General features: G+C 70.5%; 15 protein-coding genes and 1 pseudogene. 5 read left to right on the top strand and 11 right to left on the bottom strand.

The features are described from left to right. Positions 1–53: 53 nt before the first annotated feature. The gene (locus ACQEVY_RS38580) at positions 54–1,391 is read left to right on the top strand and encodes a serine/threonine-protein kinase (protein WP_432955630.1); all 1,338 of its coding nucleotides are present in this window, start codon (positions 54–56) and stop codon (positions 1,389–1,391) included. A 96-nt stretch (positions 1,392–1,487) separates the two neighbouring features. On the opposite strand, the pseudogene ACQEVY_RS38575 reads toward ACQEVY_RS38580, so the two are convergent. Together ACQEVY_RS38575 and ACQEVY_RS38570 are read right to left on the bottom strand one after the other, a co-directional pair. Further along, positions 1,488–2,504, bottom strand: a pseudogene (locus ACQEVY_RS38575) (DNA topoisomerase IB); the annotation flags it as partial. A 159-nt stretch (positions 2,505–2,663) separates the two neighbouring features. After that, positions 2,664–2,960 (bottom strand): GlsB/YeaQ/YmgE family stress response membrane protein, encoded by a 297-nt coding sequence (locus tag ACQEVY_RS38570; protein ID WP_328772870.1) that lies wholly within the window; start codon positions 2,958–2,960, stop codon positions 2,664–2,666. 293 nt (positions 2,961–3,253) lie between these two features. Here ACQEVY_RS38570 and ACQEVY_RS38565 point away from each other — a divergent pair, with 293 nt between their 5' ends. Continuing rightward, positions 3,254–4,549: an ATP-grasp domain-containing protein gene (locus ACQEVY_RS38565; RefSeq protein WP_432954361.1), complete on the top strand. Its 1,296-nt coding sequence runs from the start codon at positions 3,254–3,256 to the stop codon at positions 4,547–4,549. Between the two features lie 47 nt (positions 4,550–4,596). Continuing rightward, positions 4,597–6,642, top strand: a complete 2,046-nt coding sequence (locus ACQEVY_RS38560; protein ID WP_432954360.1) for a CocE/NonD family hydrolase — start codon at positions 4,597–4,599, stop codon at positions 6,640–6,642. A 60-nt stretch (positions 6,643–6,702) separates the two neighbouring features. Here ACQEVY_RS38560 and ACQEVY_RS38555 read toward each other — a convergent pair whose 3' ends face one another. The 7 genes from ACQEVY_RS38555 to ACQEVY_RS38525 all read right to left on the bottom strand — a co-directional run bounded on the left by ACQEVY_RS38555 (position 6,703) and on the right by ACQEVY_RS38525 (position 18,489). Continuing rightward, positions 6,703–8,283, bottom strand: coding sequence for an IS1182 family transposase (locus ACQEVY_RS38555; RefSeq protein ID WP_432955629.1), 1,581 nt, complete (start codon positions 8,281–8,283; stop codon positions 6,703–6,705). A gap of 159 nt (positions 8,284–8,442) precedes the next feature. Next, positions 8,443–10,023, bottom strand: a complete 1,581-nt coding sequence (locus tag ACQEVY_RS38550; protein WP_432955629.1) for an IS1182 family transposase — start codon at positions 10,021–10,023, stop codon at positions 8,443–8,445. Positions 10,024–10,172: 149 nt separating this feature from the next. After that, on the bottom strand, positions 10,173–10,991 hold the full coding sequence (locus tag ACQEVY_RS38545; protein WP_033324867.1) for a TrmH family RNA methyltransferase: 819 nt from the start codon (positions 10,989–10,991) through the stop codon (positions 10,173–10,175). Between the two features lie 64 nt (positions 10,992–11,055). Further along, a complete protein-coding gene (gene cobA, locus ACQEVY_RS38540; RefSeq protein WP_432955628.1) occupies positions 11,056–12,288 on the bottom strand; it encodes a uroporphyrinogen-III C-methyltransferase in 1,233 nt (410 codons plus the stop codon). A gap of 254 nt (positions 12,289–12,542) precedes the next feature. After that, positions 12,543–16,190 carry a nicotinate-nucleotide--dimethylbenzimidazole phosphoribosyltransferase gene (gene cobT / locus ACQEVY_RS38535; RefSeq protein WP_432954358.1) on the bottom strand — a complete coding sequence of 1,216 codons (3,648 nt, stop codon included), beginning with the start codon at positions 16,188–16,190 and terminating at the stop codon, positions 12,543–12,545. 330 nt (positions 16,191–16,520) lie between these two features. Continuing rightward, positions 16,521–17,732: a precorrin-6y C5,15-methyltransferase (decarboxylating) subunit CbiE gene (gene cbiE, locus ACQEVY_RS38530; RefSeq protein ID WP_432954356.1), complete on the bottom strand. Its 1,212-nt coding sequence runs from the start codon at positions 17,730–17,732 to the stop codon at positions 16,521–16,523. A gap of 121 nt (positions 17,733–17,853) precedes the next feature. Continuing rightward, positions 17,854–18,489, bottom strand: a complete 636-nt coding sequence (locus ACQEVY_RS38525; protein ID WP_432954354.1) for a GNAT family N-acetyltransferase — start codon at positions 18,487–18,489, stop codon at positions 17,854–17,856. Positions 18,490–18,635: 146 nt separating this feature from the next. On the opposite strand from ACQEVY_RS38525, the gene ACQEVY_RS38520 reads away from it, so the two are divergent. Together ACQEVY_RS38520 and ACQEVY_RS38515 are read left to right on the top strand one after the other, a co-directional pair. After that, positions 18,636–18,995, top strand: a complete 360-nt coding sequence (locus ACQEVY_RS38520) for a hypothetical protein (protein ID WP_165338325.1) — start codon at positions 18,636–18,638, stop codon at positions 18,993–18,995. Continuing rightward, on the top strand, positions 18,976–19,422 hold the full coding sequence (locus ACQEVY_RS38515; RefSeq protein WP_432954352.1) for a hypothetical protein: 447 nt from the start codon (positions 18,976–18,978) through the stop codon (positions 19,420–19,422). The genes ACQEVY_RS38520 and ACQEVY_RS38515 overlap by 20 nt, the downstream gene beginning before the upstream one ends. Before the next feature lie 26 nt (positions 19,423–19,448). On the opposite strand, the gene ACQEVY_RS38510 is transcribed toward ACQEVY_RS38515, so the two are convergent. Together ACQEVY_RS38510 and ACQEVY_RS38505 are read right to left on the bottom strand one after the other, a co-directional pair. Continuing rightward, complete coding sequence (locus ACQEVY_RS38510) at positions 19,449–19,952, bottom strand: GNAT family N-acetyltransferase (RefSeq protein WP_432954350.1); 504 nt, start codon at positions 19,950–19,952, stop codon at positions 19,449–19,451. Between the two features lie 58 nt (positions 19,953–20,010). Next, positions 20,011–20,538: a sigma-70 family RNA polymerase sigma factor gene (locus tag ACQEVY_RS38505; protein ID WP_432954349.1), complete on the bottom strand. Its 528-nt coding sequence runs from the start codon at positions 20,536–20,538 to the stop codon at positions 20,011–20,013.

Raw genomic sequence — 20,538 nt, 5'->3', positions numbered from 1 at the left:
GCCCGGCCACGGAAACGTAAGCTGTGCCACGTCAAACGGACCGGGCAGCGGGGATGGACATGGCGATGATGCGCCTGAGGCGCGAGGACCCGCGTGTCGTCGGCTCGTTCAAGATCCACCGACGGCTCGGTGCGGGTGGGATGGGCGTTGTCTATCTGGGCTCCGACCGGCGTGGCCAGCGAGTCGCACTGAAGGTGATCCGGCCGGATCTGGCGGAGGACCAGGAGTTCCGGTCGCGGTTCGCGCGCGAGGTGTCGGCGGCGCGGCGGATCCGGGGCGGATGTACGGCCCGGCTCGTCGCCGCGGATCTGGAGGCGGACCGTCCGTGGTTCGCGACGCAGTACGTCCCCGGGCCCTCGCTGCACGACAAGGTCACCGGGGAGGGGCCGCTCACCGCGGCCGAGATCGCGGCCGTCGGCGCCGCCCTCTCCGAGGGGCTCGTCGCCGTGCACGAGGCCGGTGTCGTGCACCGGGATCTCAAGCCGTCGAACATCCTGCTCTCCCCGAAGGGGCCGCGCATCATCGACTTCGGCATCGCCTGGGCGACGGGGGCGAGCACGCTCACGCACGTCGGTACGGCGGTGGGGTCGCCCGGTTTCCTCGCACCCGAGCAGGTGCGGGGTGCCGCCGTCACGCCGGCCACGGATGTGTTCGCGCTCGGGGCCACGCTGGCGTACGCGGCGACCACCGACTCGCCTTTCGGGCACGGCAGTTCCGAAGTGATGCTCTACAGGGTGGTGCACGAGGAGCCGCAGTTGAAGGGTGTGCCGGACGCGCTGGCCCCTCTCGTACGGGCATGTCTGGCGAAGGATCCGGAGGAGCGGCCCAGCACGCTTCAACTGTCGTTGCGGCTCAAGGAGATCGCGTCTCGCGAGGCGCAGGGGCTGAGTTCCGCCCGGCCGCCCGCGCCGCGCGTGAACGAGGCCGAGCGGCCGACGGGGCGGCTCACGGAGAACCACCAAGACCCGCGCACCCAGCGGCGTACGCAGGGCACTCCCCCGCCGCCGCGGAACAGCACCCCTTCGCGGAACAGCACGCCGTCGCGGAACGGGGCGCGCCCGGTGCCGTCGCGGGGCAACTCGTCGCGCTCCAGCTCAGGCGGCCGGCCTGCGGCGTCACGCAGTGGGGCGGGGCGTTCGGGGCCGCGGTCCACCGGGTCCGGGCGGCGGCCCGCCAATCCGCGGTTGCTGCGGCAGCGGCTGTTCGTGTTCGTGGTGGTGACGCTGCTGGTGGCGCTCGGGATCGCGGCGGCACAGGGCTGCCAAGGGCCGGAGCGCGGGCTCGGCGGTGAGCAGCGGCAACAGGAGCCCGTACAGCCGGAGTTCAGCACGCCGGACGGGCTGATGGCCGAGCGGTACGAGTCGACGCTCGAGATGCCGCCTCAGGACTGAGGCGGCCCGTCGCGACCGCGTAGAAGGCCACCGCTGCCGTTGCCCCCACGCCGGTCTTCGGGTACTCCGGTGCGCCCGCTCACTCCCCTTCCGGGGGCGCCCGTTCCGCAGCATGTGCAGCACGGCCCGTTCGGCAGGTCCCTGGGTGGCTGGAATGCCGTAGGCGCCCTCGTCGCCGAGGTGAGGCAGCGCGGCGGCGACCGTGACGCCCTCCTCGAAGAGTTCGACCACCCGCGGGTTGATGTAGGAAGCCCGGCAGACCGCAGGTGTGTTGCCGAGGTACCCGGCCACCTCGCGTGCCGCCCGGGAAATGGCCTTGCGCCGGGCGGTCTCGCTGCGCGCGACGGGCTGCGAGACGGCCAGCGCCACGGCCGCCATGACGGTGGCGTGCCAGGTGCGGAAGTCCTTGGCGGTGATCTCCAGGCCGGCCAGTTCCTTGAGGTACGCGTTGACGTCCTGGCCACTCACGTCATGCCAGGCGCGCCCCGCCCAGTAGGCAAGGAGCCGGTCGCCGCCGCCCCGGCGCCGCAGCAGTGCGGTGAGCGCTCGGCAGGCGGCGGGGTCCGCGACCGTCTGGGCGATCTCCTTGCCGTGCTTGCCGGTGTAGGTGAACAGGACCGCACCGGCCTGGCAGCGGGAGTGTTCCCGCAGGAGCGTGGTGAGGCCGTAGCTGTTGTTCAGGTCGGTGTAGCGGTCGCTGCCGATGCGGAAGAAGCCGAGGTCGAGCAGGCGTACGGCCGTGGCCAGGACCCGCTGCCGGGTCAGCCCGCGGTCGCGCAAGTGCCCTTCGACAGCCTCCCGTACCGCGGGCAGAGTCTCGGCGACGTCGAGTACGTGCTCGTGCTTGGCCTGCTCCTGCTCGGCACGGAACTGCGGGTGGTACAGGTACTGACGGCGTCCGGCGGCGTCGGTACCCACAGCCTGCAGATGACCATTGGCCCGGGTGCAGATCCACACGTCCCGCCAGGCCGGCGGGATGACCAGCTGCCGGATCCGGGTCAGCTCCGCGGGGTCGCGCAGCGGCTCCCCTCGGGCGTCTACGTAACGGAAGCCGCGCCCATGGCGCAGGCGGCGGTACCCGGGGTCAGTCGGACGGCTGTGGTAGAGACGCACCGCAACCTCCTTGGCCGTACCTGCGGCGAGGAAAGTACCGACTCGCCCAGCGCACGGCCCGCCGGACCTGCGAGCGCGCCCCCGCCTCAAGACGGGGGCGCGCTCGCCTACTTCACTTCATCTCGCTGTGCACCTGGCCACGTCGGCTAGGCGGGCCCGTTACGCATGGACGTGTCCGCGCCGATGTCCGCGCCCGTGGCCGCGGGTGGTGAACAGCCGGTACAGCGCGAGGAGGATGACGGACCCGATGATGGCCGCGATCCAGGTGGACAGATCGAAGAAGCCGTCGATCGAGTCGACTCCGAACATCACCTTGCCGAGGAAGCCTCCAAGCAGGCCTCCGGCGATACCGATGAGCATGGTGACGATGATTCCGCCCGGGTCCTTGCCCGGCATGAGCGCCTTGGCGATGGCTCCCGCGAGCAGACCGATGACTATCCACGCGATGATGCCCATGGCAGAGTTTCTCCCTTGTGTCCGATTCGCCGGACGGGTAACCCATGCGCACGTCACCAAACAGCAGTTGGCGCCGAAACCCGCGAACGCGCAGCCTGACATGGGGCCGAAGAAACTCCCGTTTGCTGTGTCCGCTCCCGTTGTCCCTGGCTGCCCGCAGGGCCTGCTCCAGGGCAGCCGCACCCGCCGTACCGCGAATGAGTGGCGGCCCGGACCGGATTGACCGTCGCGTGGAGGGGTACTCCGACGATCTTGGGAGACCTGCCAGCCGGTCGTAGGTCGGAGGGAGAGCCGTGCTTGATGAGAAGGTCAAGAACGTCTTCGTGATCGGGCTCGACGAGGCCAACCTGCCGACGCTCCGGCAGGTCCCGGGAGCCCGCTCACTGCGCTTCCACCAGCTGCTGACGATCGAGGAACTGCAGATCGGCGAGGTGCATCTGCCCACGCTGATCGAGAAGGCCCGGGGCGCGCTGGACGCATTCGACGGCAGCGTCGACGCGATCGTCGGCTACTGGGACTTCCCGGTCAGCACCCTCGTCCCGATTCTGAGCGAGCGCTACGGCACCCGCAGCACGAGCCTTGAGTCGGTGGTCAAGTGCGAGCACAAGTACTGGAGTCGGCTGGAACAGCAGAAGGTCACCGACCGACACCCGCGCTTCGGCAGGGTCGACCTGAAGGCCGAGCCGCCGCGCCCGCCCGAGAACCTCAGGTTCCCGATGTGGATCAAGCCTGCGCTCTCGTACTCCTCCGAACTCGCCTTCGGCGTCAAGGACGAGCAGGAGTTCCGTACCGCCGTCGCCGAGGTCCGCGAGGGAATCGACCGGATCGGCCGCCCCTTCGAGCACATCCTTGAACGTATCGACCTGCCGCCGGAGATGGACGGTCTCGGCGGCCGGGTCTGCCTCGCGGAGGAGGAGATGTCCGGCGTCCAGGTCGCCGTGGAGGGCTACGTCCACCAGGGCGAGGTGACGGTCTACGGGGTCCTGGACTCCATCGACTACCCGGACTCGCCCTGCTTCCTGCGCCACCAGTACCCCTCGACGCTGCCGCCACCGGTCATCGCGGAGCTCCACGACGTCACCGACCGCGTGATGCGGCGCATCGGCATGGACTCGGCCACCTTCAGCATCGAGTACTTCTACGATCCGCGGACCCGGCAGATCAGCCTGCTGGAGATCAACCCCCGGCACTCCCAGTCGCACGCGGAACTCTTCCAGTACGTCGACGGCGTGCCCAACCACCACTGCATGGTCAGCCTCGCGCTCGGCGACGACCCGCGGATGCCGCACCGCGAGGGCCCGTACGCGATGGCGGCGAAGTGGTACTACCGCTGGTTCACCGACGGTGTAGTACGCCGTGTGCCCGGGCCAGAGGACATCGCCCGTATCGAGCGGGAGATCCCGGGCGTACGCGTCGACGTGGTGCCCGAGGAGGGCACCCGGCTCTCGGAGCTTCCCCAACAAGACAGCTACAGCTACGAGTTGGCCCACATCTTCACCGGCGGGGCGAACGAGGAGGAGCTGCGGGAGAAGTACGACCACTGTGTGGCCGCGTTGGGCCTCGTCTTCGACGACGTCCCGCCCGAGTGACGCGACAGTGACGAGATGCCGCGAGAGTTAAGGAGCACGTCGGTCCCATGCGTTACGTGACCAACCTGCCGTACGCGACGAAGGAAGATGAACACGTCACGATCCCCATGTCCGACGGGGTCCGTCTCTCCGCGCACATCTGGCGCCCCACCTCCTCGGACGACGAGCCGGTGCCCGCGGTGCTGGAGTACATCCCGTACCGCAAGCGCGATCTGACGTCCGTACGGGACTCGATCCACCACCCGTACATCGCCGGGCACGGCTACGCCTGCGTCCGCGTCGATCTGCGCGGCACCGGCGACTCGGAGGGCGTGCTGCGCGACGAGTACCTGGAGCGGGAGCAGGCCGACGCCGAGGAGGTCCTGGCCTGGCTGGCGGAGCAGCCCTGGTGCGACGGCGGCACGGGGATGATGGGGATCTCCTGGGGCGCGTTCGCGGCACTCCAGGTGGCGGCCCGCCGGCCGCCCAGTCTGAAGGCCGTCGTCATCGCCTCCTTCACCGACGACCGGCACGCCGACGACATGCACTACATGGGCGGCGCCCTGCTGTCGGACAACCTGGCCGAGGCGGGCACCATGTTCGCCTACGGCACCTGTCCGCCCGACCCCGCGGTGGTCGGCGACCGCTGGCGCGAGATGTGGCGGGAACGGCTGGAGAACACAGAGCCCTGGGTTCTCCAGTGGCTGCGCCACCAGCGCCGAGACGACTACTGGCGGCACGCCTCGGTGTGCGAGGACTACCAGAGCGTGCGCTGCCCGGTCCTGGCCTCAAGTGGATGGGCGGACGGCTACTCCAACGCCGTGACGCGGCTGCTCGGCAACCTGGACGTGCCACGCAAGGGGCTGATCGGCCCCTGGTCGCACAAGTTCCCCCACCTCGGGGAGCCGGGCCCTGCCATCGGATACCTCCAGGAGGTCGTGCGGTGGTGGGACCACTGGCTCAAGGGCGTCGACAACGGCGTCATGGACGGTCCCATGCTGCGGGCATGGATGCAGGACAGCGTGCCGCCCTCCACCGCGTACGAAGAACGGCCGGGACGCTGGGTCGGAGAGCCGGAGTGGCCCTCTCCGCACATCCGGCCGGTCACGCGTCCGCTCACCCGGCACAGGATCGAACCTCCGCAGGACCCGGCGGCAGACCCGGCACAGCAGCGCGACGGCGACGCGATGACCGTGCAATCGCCGCTGTCCGTCGGCCAGTTCGCGGGCAAGTGGGCCTCGTACAACGCGCCACCGGACCTGCCGTACGACCAGCGTGAGGAGGACGGCGGTTCACTCGTCTTCGAAACCGAGCCGCTGACCGAACGGCTGGAGATCCTCGGCTCACCGAGCGTGGAACTCGATCTGTCGGTGAATGAACCGGTCGCCATGGTGGCCGCGCGCCTGTCCGACGTGAGCCCCGACGGCGCCGCGACCCGCGTCTCGTACGGCCTGCTGAATCTCACCCGCCGCGACGGTACGGAGTCCCCCGAACCACTGGAACCGGGCCGTCGCTACCGCGCCACCATCCCGTTGAACGGAGTGGCGCAGGCGTTCCCGGAGGGCCACCGCATCAGGCTCTCCTTTTCCACGTCCTACTGGCCCCTGGCATGGCCACCGCCGAAGCCCGCGCTGCTCAGCGTCCACGAGAACTGCAGCACGCTCACCCTGCCGGTCCGACCGGTGGACGAACCCGACGACGTACCGCCGAACCCCTTTGCCGAACCCGAGGGCACACCACCGATCGCCACCAGTCAGGTGACGCCGACCGAGGAGCGCTGGGAGGTCAAGCGGGACCTGGTCGGCTACCACGCGGAACTGGAGATCGTGAAGGACCGGGGCACGGTCCGCTTCGAGGACATCGGCCTCGAAGCCGGCCGCCGCGCCTATGAGCGCTATACGGCGGTCGCCGACGACTTCACCTCGGTCGGCGGCGAATCCACTTGGACCATGCGATTCCGGCGAGACAACTGGGACGTACGGGTGGTGACGCACACCGAGCTCACCTGCGACGAGACGGATTTCTTCGTGGACGCGACCCTCGACGCGTACGAGACCGGCCGCCGCGTCTTCTCCCGCACCTGGAACGAGAAGGTGCCGCGTGATCTGCTCTAGAAGGCCGATGAAGATCTTGTTGAGGGGCTGTCCGGTCGGAGGCCGGATGGCCCTCATTTGCTATGTGGTGGCTGGGGCGAGGGTCCAGGCGCCGTCGATGCGGGTGACTCCGAGGTTGATCAGTCGGCGGAGGTTGAGGGCGGCGGCCCGGGTGTGGAGCCACGTGTCGTTCTTGAGGATGCCGCGGTAGCGCAGGCGCCGGTTGCCGTGGTGGACGATCCAGGCGACGGCGCGTTCGACCGGTGGTCTCCAGCGGCGGTAGTCGGCCTGCCAGCCGGGATCGGTGGCGGCCTGGTGGCGGGCGGCCGCTTGGAGGTCGTGGTGCGGGCGGATGGTCAGGATGCGTCCGGCCTTGGCTTTGGTGCACCGCTCGCGCAGGTGGCATCCGGCGCATAAGTCCCCGAAAGAGGCTTTGCGTTGGTGGTGCCGGCCGCCGGGGTCGGACAGGGCCACGGCGTGTCCGGCCGGGCAGGTCACGACGGCGGCTGTGGTGTCGATGACGAAGTCGTCGAGGGTGAAGCCGCCGGGGACGGCCGGCCGCAGCGGGGCGGGCTTGAGGAACAGACGATGTCCTGCCTCGTGGAGTGCCTGTCGGGCGTCGCTGGTGGAGTAGGCGGTGTCGCCGAAGGCGTCCAGCGGCTCATCCTCGTCGGCAAGCAGCTCAAGTCCCACAGCGGCCTCGTGGTGCTCGGCTCCGGCGCCGGGCCGCAGAGCGACGGCGGTGTATAACCCGGTCTCGGGCTCCATGGCCAGGTGGGCCTTGAAGCCGTCCTGCTGGTGGCTGCGGGTTTTGTGGACGTGCCGGGCTTCCGGATCGACAGTGGAGACCATCCGGTTCGGGGCGGTGCCCCGGGTGATACGCCAGCGTCCGTCGCGGCCGTCGGAGTCGCCGGCGGGCTCGACGTCTTGTCCGGCGACCAGGGCCAGGATGCCCACCGCGTTCGCGGCTTTCTCCGCCAGTTGCTGTTCGGGCAGGTGGCCCAGCAGCCGCAGCGCATCTGTGACCAGCGCGTCGACCAGCTCGGCGCGGGCCTGCTCGTCGTTCCAGGCAATCTTCGGTTTGCCCGGGTCGGTGTAGTCGTGCGCGGTGCACTGCACCGCTGCCACCTCGGCCGCTGCGGGGACTTCGCGGATCACCGCGCGGACGGCGGCGATGATCTGGGTGACGGTGTCCTGGGTGGCGACCGCGTCGTCCAGCACAGTGGAGTCCAGCGCCCGACGGTGCTTGCCCTTGAGTACGCCGGTGGCCTTCACGACCTCGCGCACGGCATCGAAGATACGGTTCGGGCGGGCGGAACGGGCCAGCCGACGGCGGAAGTAGGCCAGCAGCGACGGGTCGAAGGCCATGTCGTTGAGGCCGAGCCCACATGCGGCCTTCCACCGCAGGTCGCACCGCAGTTCCTGGACCGTCTCGAAGTCCGACAGCCCGTGCAGGGCCTGCAGCGTGATCGCGGCGGCCAGGATCTGCGGCGGCATGCTCGGCCGTCCGTTCGCCGACGGATACATATCCGCGAACATCTCAGCCGGGAACAGCTCGCCGCGGTGCTCGGCCAAGAACGCGAACACACTCCCGGCCGGGATCAGATCCCGACACGTCGCCCACACGTCCGGCCCGACCATCTCGCCGACCCACTCACCCATCGCCACACAACGAGTCTGGTCCTGCCGCTCACGCGGCAGGACCAGAACCCAACATCTTCATCGGCCTTCTAGGCCCTGTCTCCCCGAGACAGGACCTAGAAGGCCGATGAAGATCTTGTTGAGGGGCTGTCCGGTCGGAGGCCGGATGGCCCTCATTTGCTATGTGGTGGCTGGGGCGAGGGTCCAGGCGCCGTCGATGCGGGTGACTCCGAGGTTGATCAGTCGGCGGAGGTTGAGGGCGGCGGCCCGGGTGTGGAGCCACGTGTCGTTCTTGAGGATGCCGCGGTAGCGCAGGCGCCGGTTGCCGTGGTGGACGATCCAGGCGACGGCGCGTTCGACCGGTGGTCTCCAGCGGCGGTAGTCGGCCTGCCAGCCGGGATCGGTGGCGGCCTGGTGGCGGGCGGCCGCTTGGAGGTCGTGGTGCGGGCGGATGGTCAGGATGCGTCCGGCCTTGGCTTTGGTGCACCGCTCGCGCAGGTGGCATCCGGCGCATAAGTCCCCGAAAGAGGCTTTGCGTTGGTGGTGCCGGCCGCCGGGGTCGGACAGGGCCACGGCGTGTCCGGCCGGGCAGGTCACGACGGCGGCTGTGGTGTCGATGACGAAGTCGTCGAGGGTGAAGCCGCCGGGGACGGCCGGCCGCAGCGGGGCGGGCTTGAGGAACAGACGATGTCCTGCCTCGTGGAGTGCCTGTCGGGCGTCGCTGGTGGAGTAGGCGGTGTCGCCGAAGGCGTCCAGCGGCTCATCCTCGTCGGCAAGCAGCTCAAGTCCCACAGCGGCCTCGTGGTGCTCGGCTCCGGCGCCGGGCCGCAGAGCGACGGCGGTGTATAACCCGGTCTCGGGCTCCATGGCCAGGTGGGCCTTGAAGCCGTCCTGCTGGTGGCTGCGGGTTTTGTGGACGTGCCGGGCTTCCGGATCGACAGTGGAGACCATCCGGTTCGGGGCGGTGCCCCGGGTGATACGCCAGCGTCCGTCGCGGCCGTCGGAGTCGCCGGCGGGCTCGACGTCTTGTCCGGCGACCAGGGCCAGGATGCCCACCGCGTTCGCGGCTTTCTCCGCCAGTTGCTGTTCGGGCAGGTGGCCCAGCAGCCGCAGCGCATCTGTGACCAGCGCGTCGACCAGCTCGGCGCGGGCCTGCTCGTCGTTCCAGGCAATCTTCGGTTTGCCCGGGTCGGTGTAGTCGTGCGCGGTGCACTGCACCGCTGCCACCTCGGCCGCTGCGGGGACTTCGCGGATCACCGCGCGGACGGCGGCGATGATCTGGGTGACGGTGTCCTGGGTGGCGACCGCGTCGTCCAGCACAGTGGAGTCCAGCGCCCGACGGTGCTTGCCCTTGAGTACGCCGGTGGCTTTCACGACCTCGCGCACGGCATCGAAGATACGGTTCGGGCGGGCGGAACGGGCCAGCCGACGGCGGAAGTAGGCCAGCAGCGACGGGTCGAAGGCCATGTCGTTGAGGCCGAGCCCACATGCGGCCTTCCACCGCAGGTCGCACCGCAGTTCCTGGACCGTCTCGAAGTCCGACAGCCCGTGCAGGGCCTGCAGCGTGATCGCGGCGGCCAGGATCTGCGGCGGCATGCTCGGCCGTCCGTTCGCCGACGGATACATATCCGCGAACATCTCAGCCGGGAACAGCTCGCCGCGGTGCTCGGCCAAGAACGCGAACACACTCCCAGCCGGGATCAGATCCCGACACGTCGCCCACACGTCCGGCCCGACCATCTCGCCGACCCACTCACCCATCGCCACACAACGAGTCTGGTCCTGCCGCTCACGCGGCAGGACCAGAACCCAACATCTTCATCGGCCTTCTAGGCCCTGTCTCCCCGAGACAGGACCTAGCCGGTGCTGAGCCGACGCGTCTTCCCCGAGCTCGATGCGGCGATGCGGCCTCAGGGCTGAGGACGGCCCGTCGCGACCGCGTAGAAGGCCACCGCTGCCGCTGCACCCACATTCAGCGAATCCACCCCGTGGGCCATCGGGATGCGGACCCATTCGTCCGCGGCCACCAGGGCCTGGGTGGACAGGCCGTCGCCCTCCGCGCCCAGCATCAGGGCGACCCGTTCCATCCGGTGCGGGGCGACCTCGTCGAGGCTCTTGGCCTTCTCGTCCGGAGTGAGCGCGAGGAGGGCGAAACCCGCCTCGCGGACGGTCTCGAGGCCTTTGGGCCAGGTGTCGAGTCGCGCGTACGGGACGGAGAAGACCGCGCCCATGGAGACCTTCACGCTGCGGCGGTAGAGCGGGTCCGCGCAGTCCGGTGAGAGGAGGACCGCGTCCATGCCGAGGGCGGCGGCGGAGCGGAAGATTGCGCCGATGTTGGTGTGGTCGTTGACCGACTCCATGACGACCACCCTGCGGGCCGTCTGAAGCAGATCGTCGGGGGTCGGCAGCGGTTTGCGCTGCATGGAGGCGAGGGCGCCGCGGTGTACGTGGTAGCCGGTGACCTGCTCGGCGAGTTCGGGGCTCACCGCGTATACCGGGGCGGGGAGTTCGTCGATGACGTCGCGCATGACGTCGACCCACTTGGCGGAGAGCAGCATCGAGCGCATCTCGTAACCGGCGTCCTTGGCCCGTCTGATGACCTTCTCGCCCTCGGCGATGAACAGACCCTCGGCGGGCTCGCGCTTGCGGCGCAGCTCGACGTCGGTCAGGCCCGTGTAGTCGCGCAGGCGCGGGTCGTCGGGTTCCTCAACGGTGATGAGATCGGCCACAGAGCGATACTGCCTTGTCCCGGGTGCGGTGCCAACGGCTTGGACAGAGTTGGGTTACCACGGGTTACGCGGAGGGCTTCGGGCCCACGTTCACCACGTCGCCGATGACGATGACCGCCGGGGGCTTCACGTCCTGGGCGCGTACGGTCTCCGCCACCGTTTCGAGGGTCGCGTCGACCCGGCGCTGGGCGGCCGTCGTACCCTCCTGGACCAGGGCGACGGGCGTGTCCGGGGACTTGCCGTGCGCGATGAGCGTCTCGGCGACCTTCGGAATCGTACTGACGCCCATGAGGATCACCAGCGTGCCGGTCAGCCGGGCCACGGACGGCCAGTCGACCAGGGAGCGCTCGTCGTCGGGCGCGATGTGACCGCTGACCACGGTGAACTCGTGGGCGACGCCCCGGTGGGTGACGGGGATGCCCGCGGCGCCCGGGACCGAGATCGAGCTGGAGATGCCGGGCACGACCGTGCAGGGGATGCCGGCCTCGGCCAGCGCCTGGACCTCCTCCATACCGCGCCCGTAGACGAAGGGGTCGCCGCCCTTGAGTCGTACGACCGACTTGCCCTGCTTTGCGTGTTCAATGAGCGCGTTGTTGATGGCCTCCTGGGCCATGAACCGGCCGTACGGCAGCTTCGCCGCGTCGATCACCTCGACGCTGGAGGGCAGCTCCGCGAGCAGGTCGCGGGGGCCCAGGTGGTCGGTGATGACCACGTCCGCCTCGGCGAGGAGGCGGCGGCCGCGGACCGTGATCAGGTCCGGGTCGCCGGGGCCGCCGCCGACCAGGGCGACTCCGGGGGCGCGGGTGCGGTGGTGTGGGGCCACGAGGGTGCCGTCGTGGAGGCCCTCGACGACCGCGTCGCGGATGGCGGCGGTGTGGCGGGGGTCGCGGCCGCGGGCGTTCGTGGTGAGGACGGCGACCGTGACGCCTTCGCTGTGGCCGGTCGCGGGGGTCCAGGCGGTGGCCGCGTCGGCGTCGTCGGAGCGGACGCACCAGACGCGGTTCGCTTCTGCCTCGGCCGAGGCTCCGGTGTTCGCTTCGTGGTCGCTGGTGGCGATCAGGGCGTACCAGGCGTGGGCCAGGTCGCCCTCCTCGTAGGGGCGCCTGTGCCAGGTGAGCTCGCCGGCTTCTGCCATTGCCTCTACGGAGGGGGTGGCTTCGGGGGATACGAGGTGGATGTCCGCGCCTGCTGCGATCAGGGCCGGGAGGCGGCGTTGGGCTACCTGGCCGGCGCCCAGGACTACTACTCGGCGGCCGGTGAGGCGGAGGCCTACGGGGTAGGCGGGGTGTTCGGCCATGGAGGTGCGGCCCTTCTTGCGGGACATTGCGGGTGGGGTCCTGCGGCTTTGGAGGACCCCCTGACGTGCGGATTTTACGGTGCGGGTGGGTGGGGGCTGGGGTGGGTGGGGTTTCTTTCCCCAGGCCCGCCCCTTCCCGGAACCGGGGGCTTTGCCCCCGGGCCCCCGGGGGTGGGTGGGCACGTGCGGGTGCGTTGTGGGCTGTGCCCACCCGTTCCGCCCTGCGGAACGACTGCCCACAGACTGGCCCGCGGCTACTTCTCTGTTACCCCTGCTGAGTCGAACGTTGCTACCTCGTGCATTGCTCTTGCTGCGCTTTGGACCATGGGGAGGGCCAGTAGGGCGCCTGTGCCTTCGCCCAGGCGGAGGTCCAGGTCTACCAGGGGGCGGAGGCCCAGTTTGTTGAGGGCGGCTACGTGGCCTGGTTCGGCGCTGCGGTGGCCTGCGATGCAGGCTGCCAGGACCTCGGGGGCGATGGCTCGGGCTACCAGGGCGGCGGCGCCGGCGCTTACGCCGTCCAGGATCACCGGCGTACGCAGGGAGGCGCCGCCCAGCAACAGGCCGACCATCGCGGCGTGTTCGAGGCCGCCGAACGCGGCGAGGACGCCGATGGGGTCGGCGGGGTCCGGCTGGTGGAGTTGGATGGCTCGGCGTACGACCTCGGTCTTGCGGGCCAGCGTCTCGTCGTTGATGCCGGTGCCGCGGCCGGTGACCTCGGAGGGGTCGGCGTCCGTGAAGACCGCGATCAGGGCGGCGGACGCGGTGGTGTTCGCGATGCCCATCTCGCCGGTGATCAGGGCCTTGTTGCCCGCTGCCACCAGATCACGGGCCGTGTCGATGCCCACCTCGATCGCCCGCTTGACCTCTTCGCGGGTCAGCGCGGGCCCGGTCGTCATGTCGGCGGTGCCGGCCCGTACCTTGCGGGGTAGCAGGCCCGGGGTGGCGGGCAGGTCGGAGGCGACGCCCACGTCGACGACGCAGACCTCGGTGCCGACCTGGCCGGCGAAGGCGTTGACCACCGCTCCCCCGCCCAGGATGTTGGCCACCATCTGGCCGGTGACCTCCTGCGGCCACGGGGTGACGCCCTGGGCGTGTACGCCGTGGTCGCCCGCGAAGATCGCGACGGCGGCGGGTTCCGGGATCGGGGGCGGGCACATCCGGGACAGGCCGCTCAGCTGGGCGGAGATGATCTCCAGCATGCCGAGGGCGCCCGCGGGCTTCGTCATGCGCTTCTGGCGTTCCCAAGCCTCGCCGAGTGCCTTGGCGTCCAGCGGGCGGATGTTGGAGACGGTCTCGGCGAGCAGGTCGTGCGGCTCCGCGCCGGGCAGGGCGCGGCGGCCGTACGTCTCCTCGTGGACGACCCAGGACAGCGGGCGGCGCTTGGACCAGCCGGCCTGCAGCAGCTCGGGCTCCTCCGGGAACTCGTCGACGTATCCGACGCAGAGGTATGCCACGACCTCCAGGTGCTCGGGCAGGCCGAGAGTGCGGACCATTTCGCGCTCGTCGAAGAAGCTGACCCAGCCGACGCCGAGGCCCTCGGCGCGGGCGGCCAGCCACAGGTTCTCGACCGCGAGCGCGGAGGAGTACGGGGCCATCTGCGGCTGGGTGTGGCGGCCCAGGGTGTGACGGCCGCCGCGGGTCGGGTCGGCGGTGACGACGATGTTCACCGGGGTGTCGAGGATCGCCTCGATCTTCAGTTCCTTGAATTGCTTCGCCCGGCCCTTGGGCAGCGACTTCGCGTACGCGTCGCGCTGACGCTGGGCCAGTTCGTGCATGGTGCGGCGGGTCTCGGCCGAGCGGATGACGACGAAGTCCCAGGGCTGCGAGTGGCCGACGGAAGGCGCCGTGTGGGCCGCCTCCAGGACGCGGAGCAGCACGTCGTGCGGGATGGGGTCGCTGCGGAAGCCGTTGCGGATGTCGCGGCGCTCGCGCATGACGCGCAGGACGGCCTCGCGCTCGGCGTCGTTGTAGCCGGGGGCGGCGGGGGTGGTGGGCTCGTCGCGTACGTCCGCTGCCGCTGCGTTCGCTACGTCCTCTACGCGGGCCGGGGTCTCCTCCTGCTCGCTCTGCTCAGCCTCATCGGATTGCTCTGCCTCGTTGGCCTCGTTGGCCTGGTCGGCGGAGGCCAGGGTGTCCAGGTCCTCTGGCTGTTGGGCTGCTACGGGCTGCTGTTCAAGGGCCTCAGCACCCTCAGTGACCTCAGTGGCCTCAACTGCGGGATCAGGTACGGGAGTTACCTCGGGGGCCGAGGGTTCGGCGGTTTCCGAGGCGACGGGTGCGGGCTCCTCCCCCGCGTCCGGTGCTGCCTCCGCGGGCTGTTCCGCATCCGGGAGCGGCGGGACGCTCATGCCGTGCGGGGGTGTCGGGGCGAGGTGGGGAGTCGTCGGGATGGTGCCGTCAACGGGGACGAACTGGCCGACGGGCTGCTCGGGTTGGGCTTGCTCCAGGCCGTGCGCGGGTACGGCCGCGTCGGCGGGCGTGGCGTGCTGCGGATCGGCGGGGTCCGCGGCCGGGGCGTCGGACTGGGCCGGGGCCTCCACGGGGTCCGCGAACTGCGCGGCCTCCTCGGTGACCACGGGCTGCGCCGACTCGTCCCCGCCACCGACCGGGGCCTGCGGCTCGGCTTCCGCGAACTGCTCGGCGTGATCCGGGAGTTGCGTTTCAACGGCGTGCGCGGGCAGTTCGGGATCGGGCGCGTGCGGGAAGTGCGAGACCGCCGGTGCGGGCTGGAAGTGCGTGGCGTCGGGGTGTTCGGGCGTGTGCGACGCCTGCGCGGGAGCCTCAAGGTGCGCGGGGTCCTCGTGCTGAGCGGCGCCCTCGTACTGTGCGGGTTCCGTCACCTGGCCCGCCTCATCCGAGACGTGGGCCGCCTCAGGAGCGGGCTCTTGCGGGAACTGCCCGGCCTCCGAGCTCTGTTCAGCCAAAGCCTCGAACTCCCCTACGGCGTCCGCGACTTCGGCCGGCCCGTGGATCTCGGACTCAACCGACACGGACTCCGTCACCGGCACGTCGACGGAAGCCTGCATGTCCTCGGGACCCTGCACGGCCTCGGAACCGTAGGCGGCTTCGGAACCGTGAGCGGTCTCGGAACCATCGGCGCCCTCGGGACCTACAGCCCCGTCACCACCCGCCTCCTCAACCACCGGCGGAGCCGCATCCTCCCCAGACTCCTGCCCGACCTGAGGAACCTCACCGCCCCCCACGCCCTCGGAGCCCTGCCCCACCGCGTCGCCCTCCGCACCACCCCGGACGACCGTTTCTGCAGCGCCCACCTCAGCACCGGCGTGTGCCTGGGCTCCCCAAGGCACCGCCCCCTGCAAGGCGAACTCGTCGCGCGGCACGTCACGGTGCTCGGGAGCCTCCGCGGGCGGCCCTGACTGCCGTACGGACATGGGGCCTGCCGGAGCACCGGCCGGACCGCGGTCGGCCAGCGAACGCACCGGGCTCCCGGCACTGTCCGGCGTCGGCGGACCGAGGTGCAGCGGACGCCGTGCCACGGGCGGCTGCGGCGCAGGCGTGGGCGCAGGCGCGGCAACAGGCTCGGGCGCGGACTCGCGCTCGGCAACAGGCTCAAGCTCGTTCACGGGCTCGGAAGCCGACTCACCGGCGGGCTCGGGCTCCGGCAGTCGGACGCCACTCAGGTCGACCGATCCGCTGTCCCGGCCCGACATCTCGTGCGGCCCGGGCTCATGCACCACCTCGGGTACGGGAGCCGGTGGCGGCGGAGGGACCTCGTTGCCCCAGGCGCCCTGGGCGCCCGGCAGCAGCAACAGGTCCTCGTGGTCCTCGGCGGGGGTCTCGGAGAGGTAGGCGTACGCACCCGGCGCCTGGGCGCCCGGCTGCTCCACCATGCCTGCGCTCTCCGGCAATCCCTCGCCCGGAACCTGGCCGGTGTCGGTCATGCGTACCCCTCGCTCGGTTTGTGCTCTACGACCTGCTCGTCCGGAGCGGCGCGGCGACCGCCCGCAGTGAAGAACGAGCGTCTGTGCCGGGCGGCACGAACGGCCAGTCGACAAAGCCATTAACAGGCATTGTCGCTGTCGGCCGGTCACCCTGGCAGCGTGATCCACCACGGTCCGCTGTGGACTGCGCCACGTTGCGCGCCCGCCAGCCCGCCGTACCACGCGGATCCCAATTGGGGCCCGTTTTCCGGACATTGACCGACGATATTTCGGACAAGCCGACGCAGTACAACGGTCGGCCAGCCTACCGCGAGCGGTACGACAACAGGATCACGGGTTGCGAACGGGGAGTCTGCCGGTAAGCAGAAACGCGACGTTCCGCTCCTTCTCCGTCCAGGCCCGCGTGTCCAGTTCGACGGACTGCAGCAGCGCGCACTCGACCTGATAGCCGTGCTCCGTCAGGTCCCTGCCGATGAGTTCGGCCGCGTCGCGGGTCGCGGCGTGCGTGACGATCCGCTGGGGGCGCCGGTCGGCGACGGCGGAGACCACCGCGGCACCCCCGCCCCCGACGCGTACGACATCGGGTTCGGGCAGGTTCTCCAGGATGTGCGGCGCGGTGCCGTGCACGATCTGGAGCGGTACGCCGAAGCGGCGGGCGGCGTCCATGGTGCGGGCGCAGGCGTCCCGGTCGCGGTCCACGGCGATGACCCCGGCCCCGCAGCGCGCGGCCTCGGTGGCGAAGGCGCCGCTGCCGGAGCCGATGTCCCAGACGAGATCGCCCACGCGCGGTCCCAGATGGGCGAGTTGAGCGGCGCGCAGCGGCTCGTTCTCACCCTCGCCGACCGCGCCGCCGTACGCCTCGGCGGGCAGCGCCCAGCCGCGCGGGCCCGCGCCCGGGTCGCGTCCGGCGATCCAGCCGCCGCGCTCGGTCGAAGCTACGGGCCCGCCCAGGACGATGACGACGTTCGGGTCGCGCCAGGTGTGGTCGGCGGCCTTGTCGGACGTGAGCATCGTGACCTGTTCGCGGTCGGTGCCGAGTTCCTCGCAGATGACGAACGTGCGGTGAACTCCCTCGAGGAGCAGGCCGAGTTCGGCCGGTCCGGCGCCGGGCGAGGTGAGGACGGCGACCTTGGTGTGGGCGCGGCACACGTTCACGGCGCGGCGCAGGGTGCGGCGGTGGGCGACGACCACCTGGGCGTCGTCCCAGGGCATTCCGGCGCGGGCGAAGGCGGCGGCGACCGAGGAGACCGCGGGCACCACTTCGACCTCGAGGCCGAACTCGGGGGCGCGCAGGGTGCGTACGACTCCGAAGAAGCCCGGGTCGCCGTCGGCGAGGACCACGGCGGTGCCGCGGTGTCCAGCGATGCGGCGGGCGGCGAGGGCGACGCTGCCGAGCCTGATGCGTTCGGCGGCCGGTGGCACCTCGGGCAGCAACAGATGATGGGCCGCGCCGGCCACCAGGGTGGCGGCACCGAGTGCGGAGCGCGCCGCGTCGGTCAGGGGCGAGCCGTCCCAGCCGATCACCGTGACCCGGTCGGCCATCGTCGTCAGTCTCCTGAAGTCTTCGCAGGTCGTCGAAAGTGGGGGTGTGCGCGGAGCCCCGTGAGCGTACCTGGTGACTTGTGGTGATGTGGGCGGGGGTCGCGGCGGCTGCCCCCTTGGTTCAGTTCCAGTCGGAGTACGTGAAACCGCCGGAGTCGTCGGACTGCTCGCCGACGCCGTCGAGGTCTTCGGGGAGGAGGCTCCACACGATGTAGTCCGTACGAAGGTCGGCCCAGCCGCCGTCCTCCGTGCGGGTCCTGGCTATACAGGCGCCGCGCAGGACGCCCTCGCTGATACAGCCGATCTTCTGGGCGACCTGCTGGGAGGCGGTGTTGTCGGCCGCCGTACGCAGCTCCAGGCGCTCGAACTTCTGGTCGCGCAGCAGCCATTGGGCGGTGGCGAGCGCGGCTTCGGAGGCGTAGCCCTCGCCGCGCGCCCAGGGCGCGATGATGTACGACATCTCCGTGGCGCGTACGTGCCAGTTGGCCTTGCTCAGCTGGATGACTCCGACCAGGCGCTGGGTGAGGAACTCGGTGACGGCGAGATCGAGGCCCCGGCCCGCGGTGCGCTCGACGGGCGCCTCTTCGGTGACCCAGTTGCGGGCCGAGTCCTCGGTGAACGGCTGGGGTACCGGAGTCCAGGCGACGACCAGCTCGTCGTTCATCATCTCCGTGAGGGCGGGAACATCGTCGTCCTCAAGAGGGCGCAGCACCAACCGCTCCGTGCTGAGGGAGACGTCGGGGAAGGTGTTCGTCATGCGCCACTCCGTAACCTTCAGGGACCATCGGGCCTGCTGAACTGCCCAGCATGCAGCATCAGAGCACCCGACCGCACCACGGGGCGGTCAGGAGCACGGGCCGGGGCGCGAGAGCCAGGTCTTTTGGCCCGTAATAGGGTCTGAGCATGCTTGATGCCCTGACGTGGGCGACCGCCGTCGCCGCGCTCGTGCTCGCCGCGTGGTGCGGCTGGGCCGCCTATCGGGACCAGCCGACGAAGGACTGGCACTTCATCGGTATGGCGGTGGTGTCACTGCTCGCCCTGGTGCAGTTGGTGGTCGGGATCGTCCAGTTGGCGCGCGGTGAGAAGCCGGAGCAGGGCACGACGATCTTCGTGTCGTATCTGATCGGCGCGTTCGCCTGTATCCCGGCGGCGGGCTTCATGTCGCTTGCGGAGCGCACCCGTTGGGGCTCGGTGACGGTAGCGGCCGGTGGTGTGGTGCTCGCCGTGCTGCAGGTGCGGCTCTATGACATCTGGGGAGGCTGAGGTGCCTGTGGCCGAGGAGAAGCCGGCGCGGACGCGGCTCATCGGCGGTCCGGGCATGCTGCTGGTCTGGCTGTACGGAGTGATGGTCGTCGGCGCCGTCTCGCGCTCCGTCGTGCAGATCGCGACGGAGTTCGACAAGGCGCCGCTCGCCTACTCGCTGTCCGCGGTCGCCGGACTCGTGTACGGCTTCATCACGTACTCACTCGTCCGCGGCGGCGAAACGGCCCGCAAGGCGGCGCTGGTGTGTTGCGCCGCCGAGCTCGTGGGCGTACTGACCGTGGGCACCTGGACCCTCGCGGACCCCTCCGCCTTTCCCGACGCCACGGTGTGGTCGGACTACGGCATGGGGTACTTGTTCATCCCCGTACTGCTCCCGGTGACGGCGATGTTCTGGCTGCGCAAGGCGCGTACCGAGGAGCAGGGCTAGGCCGAGGTGCCTGCCGGAGAGCAGGGTTAGGCGCTCGCTACGAACGCGCCCGCCGCCACCGGCTTGGCCAGCGTCACCAGCGTGAGCCGCTCGTGGACGCGGCGCCTGGCCACGGCCTCGTAGCCGTGCCGCCGGTACAGCTGGAGGTTGTGCTCGCTGCGGTGCCCGGTGAACAGCTGGAAGCTCTTGACCGCGCCACCTTCGGAGAGCCTCGCCTCGATGGCGTCGAGCAGTCGTCCGCCCAGGCCGTGGCGCTGCATACGCGGGTGAACGATCAGCTTGTCGATACGCGCCGTACCGTCCGCGTCGACGGAGCCGCGCACCGAGGCCACCACCTCGTCGCCGAGCCGGGCCACCAGGACCGTGCCGCTCGCCAGCTCCGCCTTGAGGGAGGCGAGGGTCTGGGTGAGGGGCTCGATGCTGTAGTCGCCGTACAGCTCGGCCTCGCTCTGGTAGCAGAGGAACTGCAGTTTGAGGATCTGTTCGGCGTCCTGCTCGGTCGCCCCCGAGATGGTCACGCTCATGCCCATGTGTGCATGCCTCCCGCTCACCTGTTCCGCCGGTTGTCCCTCACTCCTATCCCCGCGCTCACCAGGGCGCAACCTCCCCCGTGAGCATTCGACGCAGACATCCCAGGCATCTGGAACGTTCCGGACCAAGACTCCCCTGTGAGATACCCAACTCCCCCGCGATCTCCCGGTATGTCAGGTCATGCGGGGACAACAGCGCGGCCATCAGACGCGGGCAGCGACCGGGGAGCCGACGTACGGCGGAGTGCAGGGCGCGGCGCCGGGCCGCGGTGAGCGCGAGCTGCTCCGGGCCCGGCCCGCGGTCGTCGGCGGGCTCGGTGGCGTACGGCTGCTCGATGCTCGCGGTGTGCCGGTTGCGGCGGGCCTCGGTGCGGACGGCGACGCGCAGCCAGTCGGCGGGGTCGGCGGGCGGGCCGTCCTCGTCGAGGCGCTCCAGGAGTCGCAGCCAGACGGCCTGTTCGAGGTCGCCGGGCTCGGTCCCGGAGGCATGGGCCTCCGCGGACACCTCGGCGGCGAGCAGTGGGCTCAGCTCGGCGACCATGCCCGTGGCGGACCTATCCGTGGCCGCCATATCCGGGGCAGACAT

This window comes from Streptomyces sp. CA-288835 (assembly GCF_050936385.1).
Classification (GTDB): Bacteria; Actinomycetota; Actinomycetes; order Streptomycetales; family Streptomycetaceae; genus Streptomyces.
The sequence above is the reverse complement of the archived record's forward strand: the minus strand, read 5'-3'. Positions and strand labels throughout refer to the sequence as shown.

Coding starts and splice junctions, on each gene's coding strand:
- ACQEVY_RS38580 (WP_432955630.1), top strand. CDS start 54: ATGGACATGGCGATGATGCGCCTGAGGCGCGAGGACCCGCGTGTCGTC.
- ACQEVY_RS38570 (WP_328772870.1), bottom strand. CDS start 2,960: ATGGGCATCATCGCGTGGATAGTCATCGGTCTGCTCGCGGGAGCCATC.
- ACQEVY_RS38560 (WP_432954360.1), top strand. CDS start 4,597: ATGCGTTACGTGACCAACCTGCCGTACGCGACGAAGGAAGATGAACAC.
- ACQEVY_RS38555 (WP_432955629.1), bottom strand. CDS start 8,283: ATGGGTGAGTGGGTCGGCGAGATGGTCGGGCCGGACGTGTGGGCGACG.
- ACQEVY_RS38550 (WP_432955629.1), bottom strand. CDS start 10,023: ATGGGTGAGTGGGTCGGCGAGATGGTCGGGCCGGACGTGTGGGCGACG.
- cobA (WP_432955628.1), bottom strand. CDS start 12,288: ATGGCCGAACACCCCGCCTACCCCGTAGGCCTCCGCCTCACCGGCCGC.
- cobT (WP_432954358.1), bottom strand. CDS start 16,190: ATGACCGACACCGGCCAGGTTCCGGGCGAGGGATTGCCGGAGAGCGCA.
- cbiE (WP_432954356.1), bottom strand. CDS start 17,732: ATGGCCGACCGGGTCACGGTGATCGGCTGGGACGGCTCGCCCCTGACC.
- ACQEVY_RS38525 (WP_432954354.1), bottom strand. CDS start 18,489: ATGACGAACACCTTCCCCGACGTCTCCCTCAGCACGGAGCGGTTGGTG.
- ACQEVY_RS38520 (WP_165338325.1), top strand. CDS start 18,636: ATGCTTGATGCCCTGACGTGGGCGACCGCCGTCGCCGCGCTCGTGCTC.
- ACQEVY_RS38515 (WP_432954352.1), top strand. CDS start 18,976: ATGACATCTGGGGAGGCTGAGGTGCCTGTGGCCGAGGAGAAGCCGGCG.
- ACQEVY_RS38510 (WP_432954350.1), bottom strand. CDS start 19,952: ATGGGCATGAGCGTGACCATCTCGGGGGCGACCGAGCAGGACGCCGAA.
- ACQEVY_RS38505 (WP_432954349.1), bottom strand. CDS start 20,538: ATGTCTGCCCCGGATATGGCGGCCACGGATAGGTCCGCCACGGGCATG.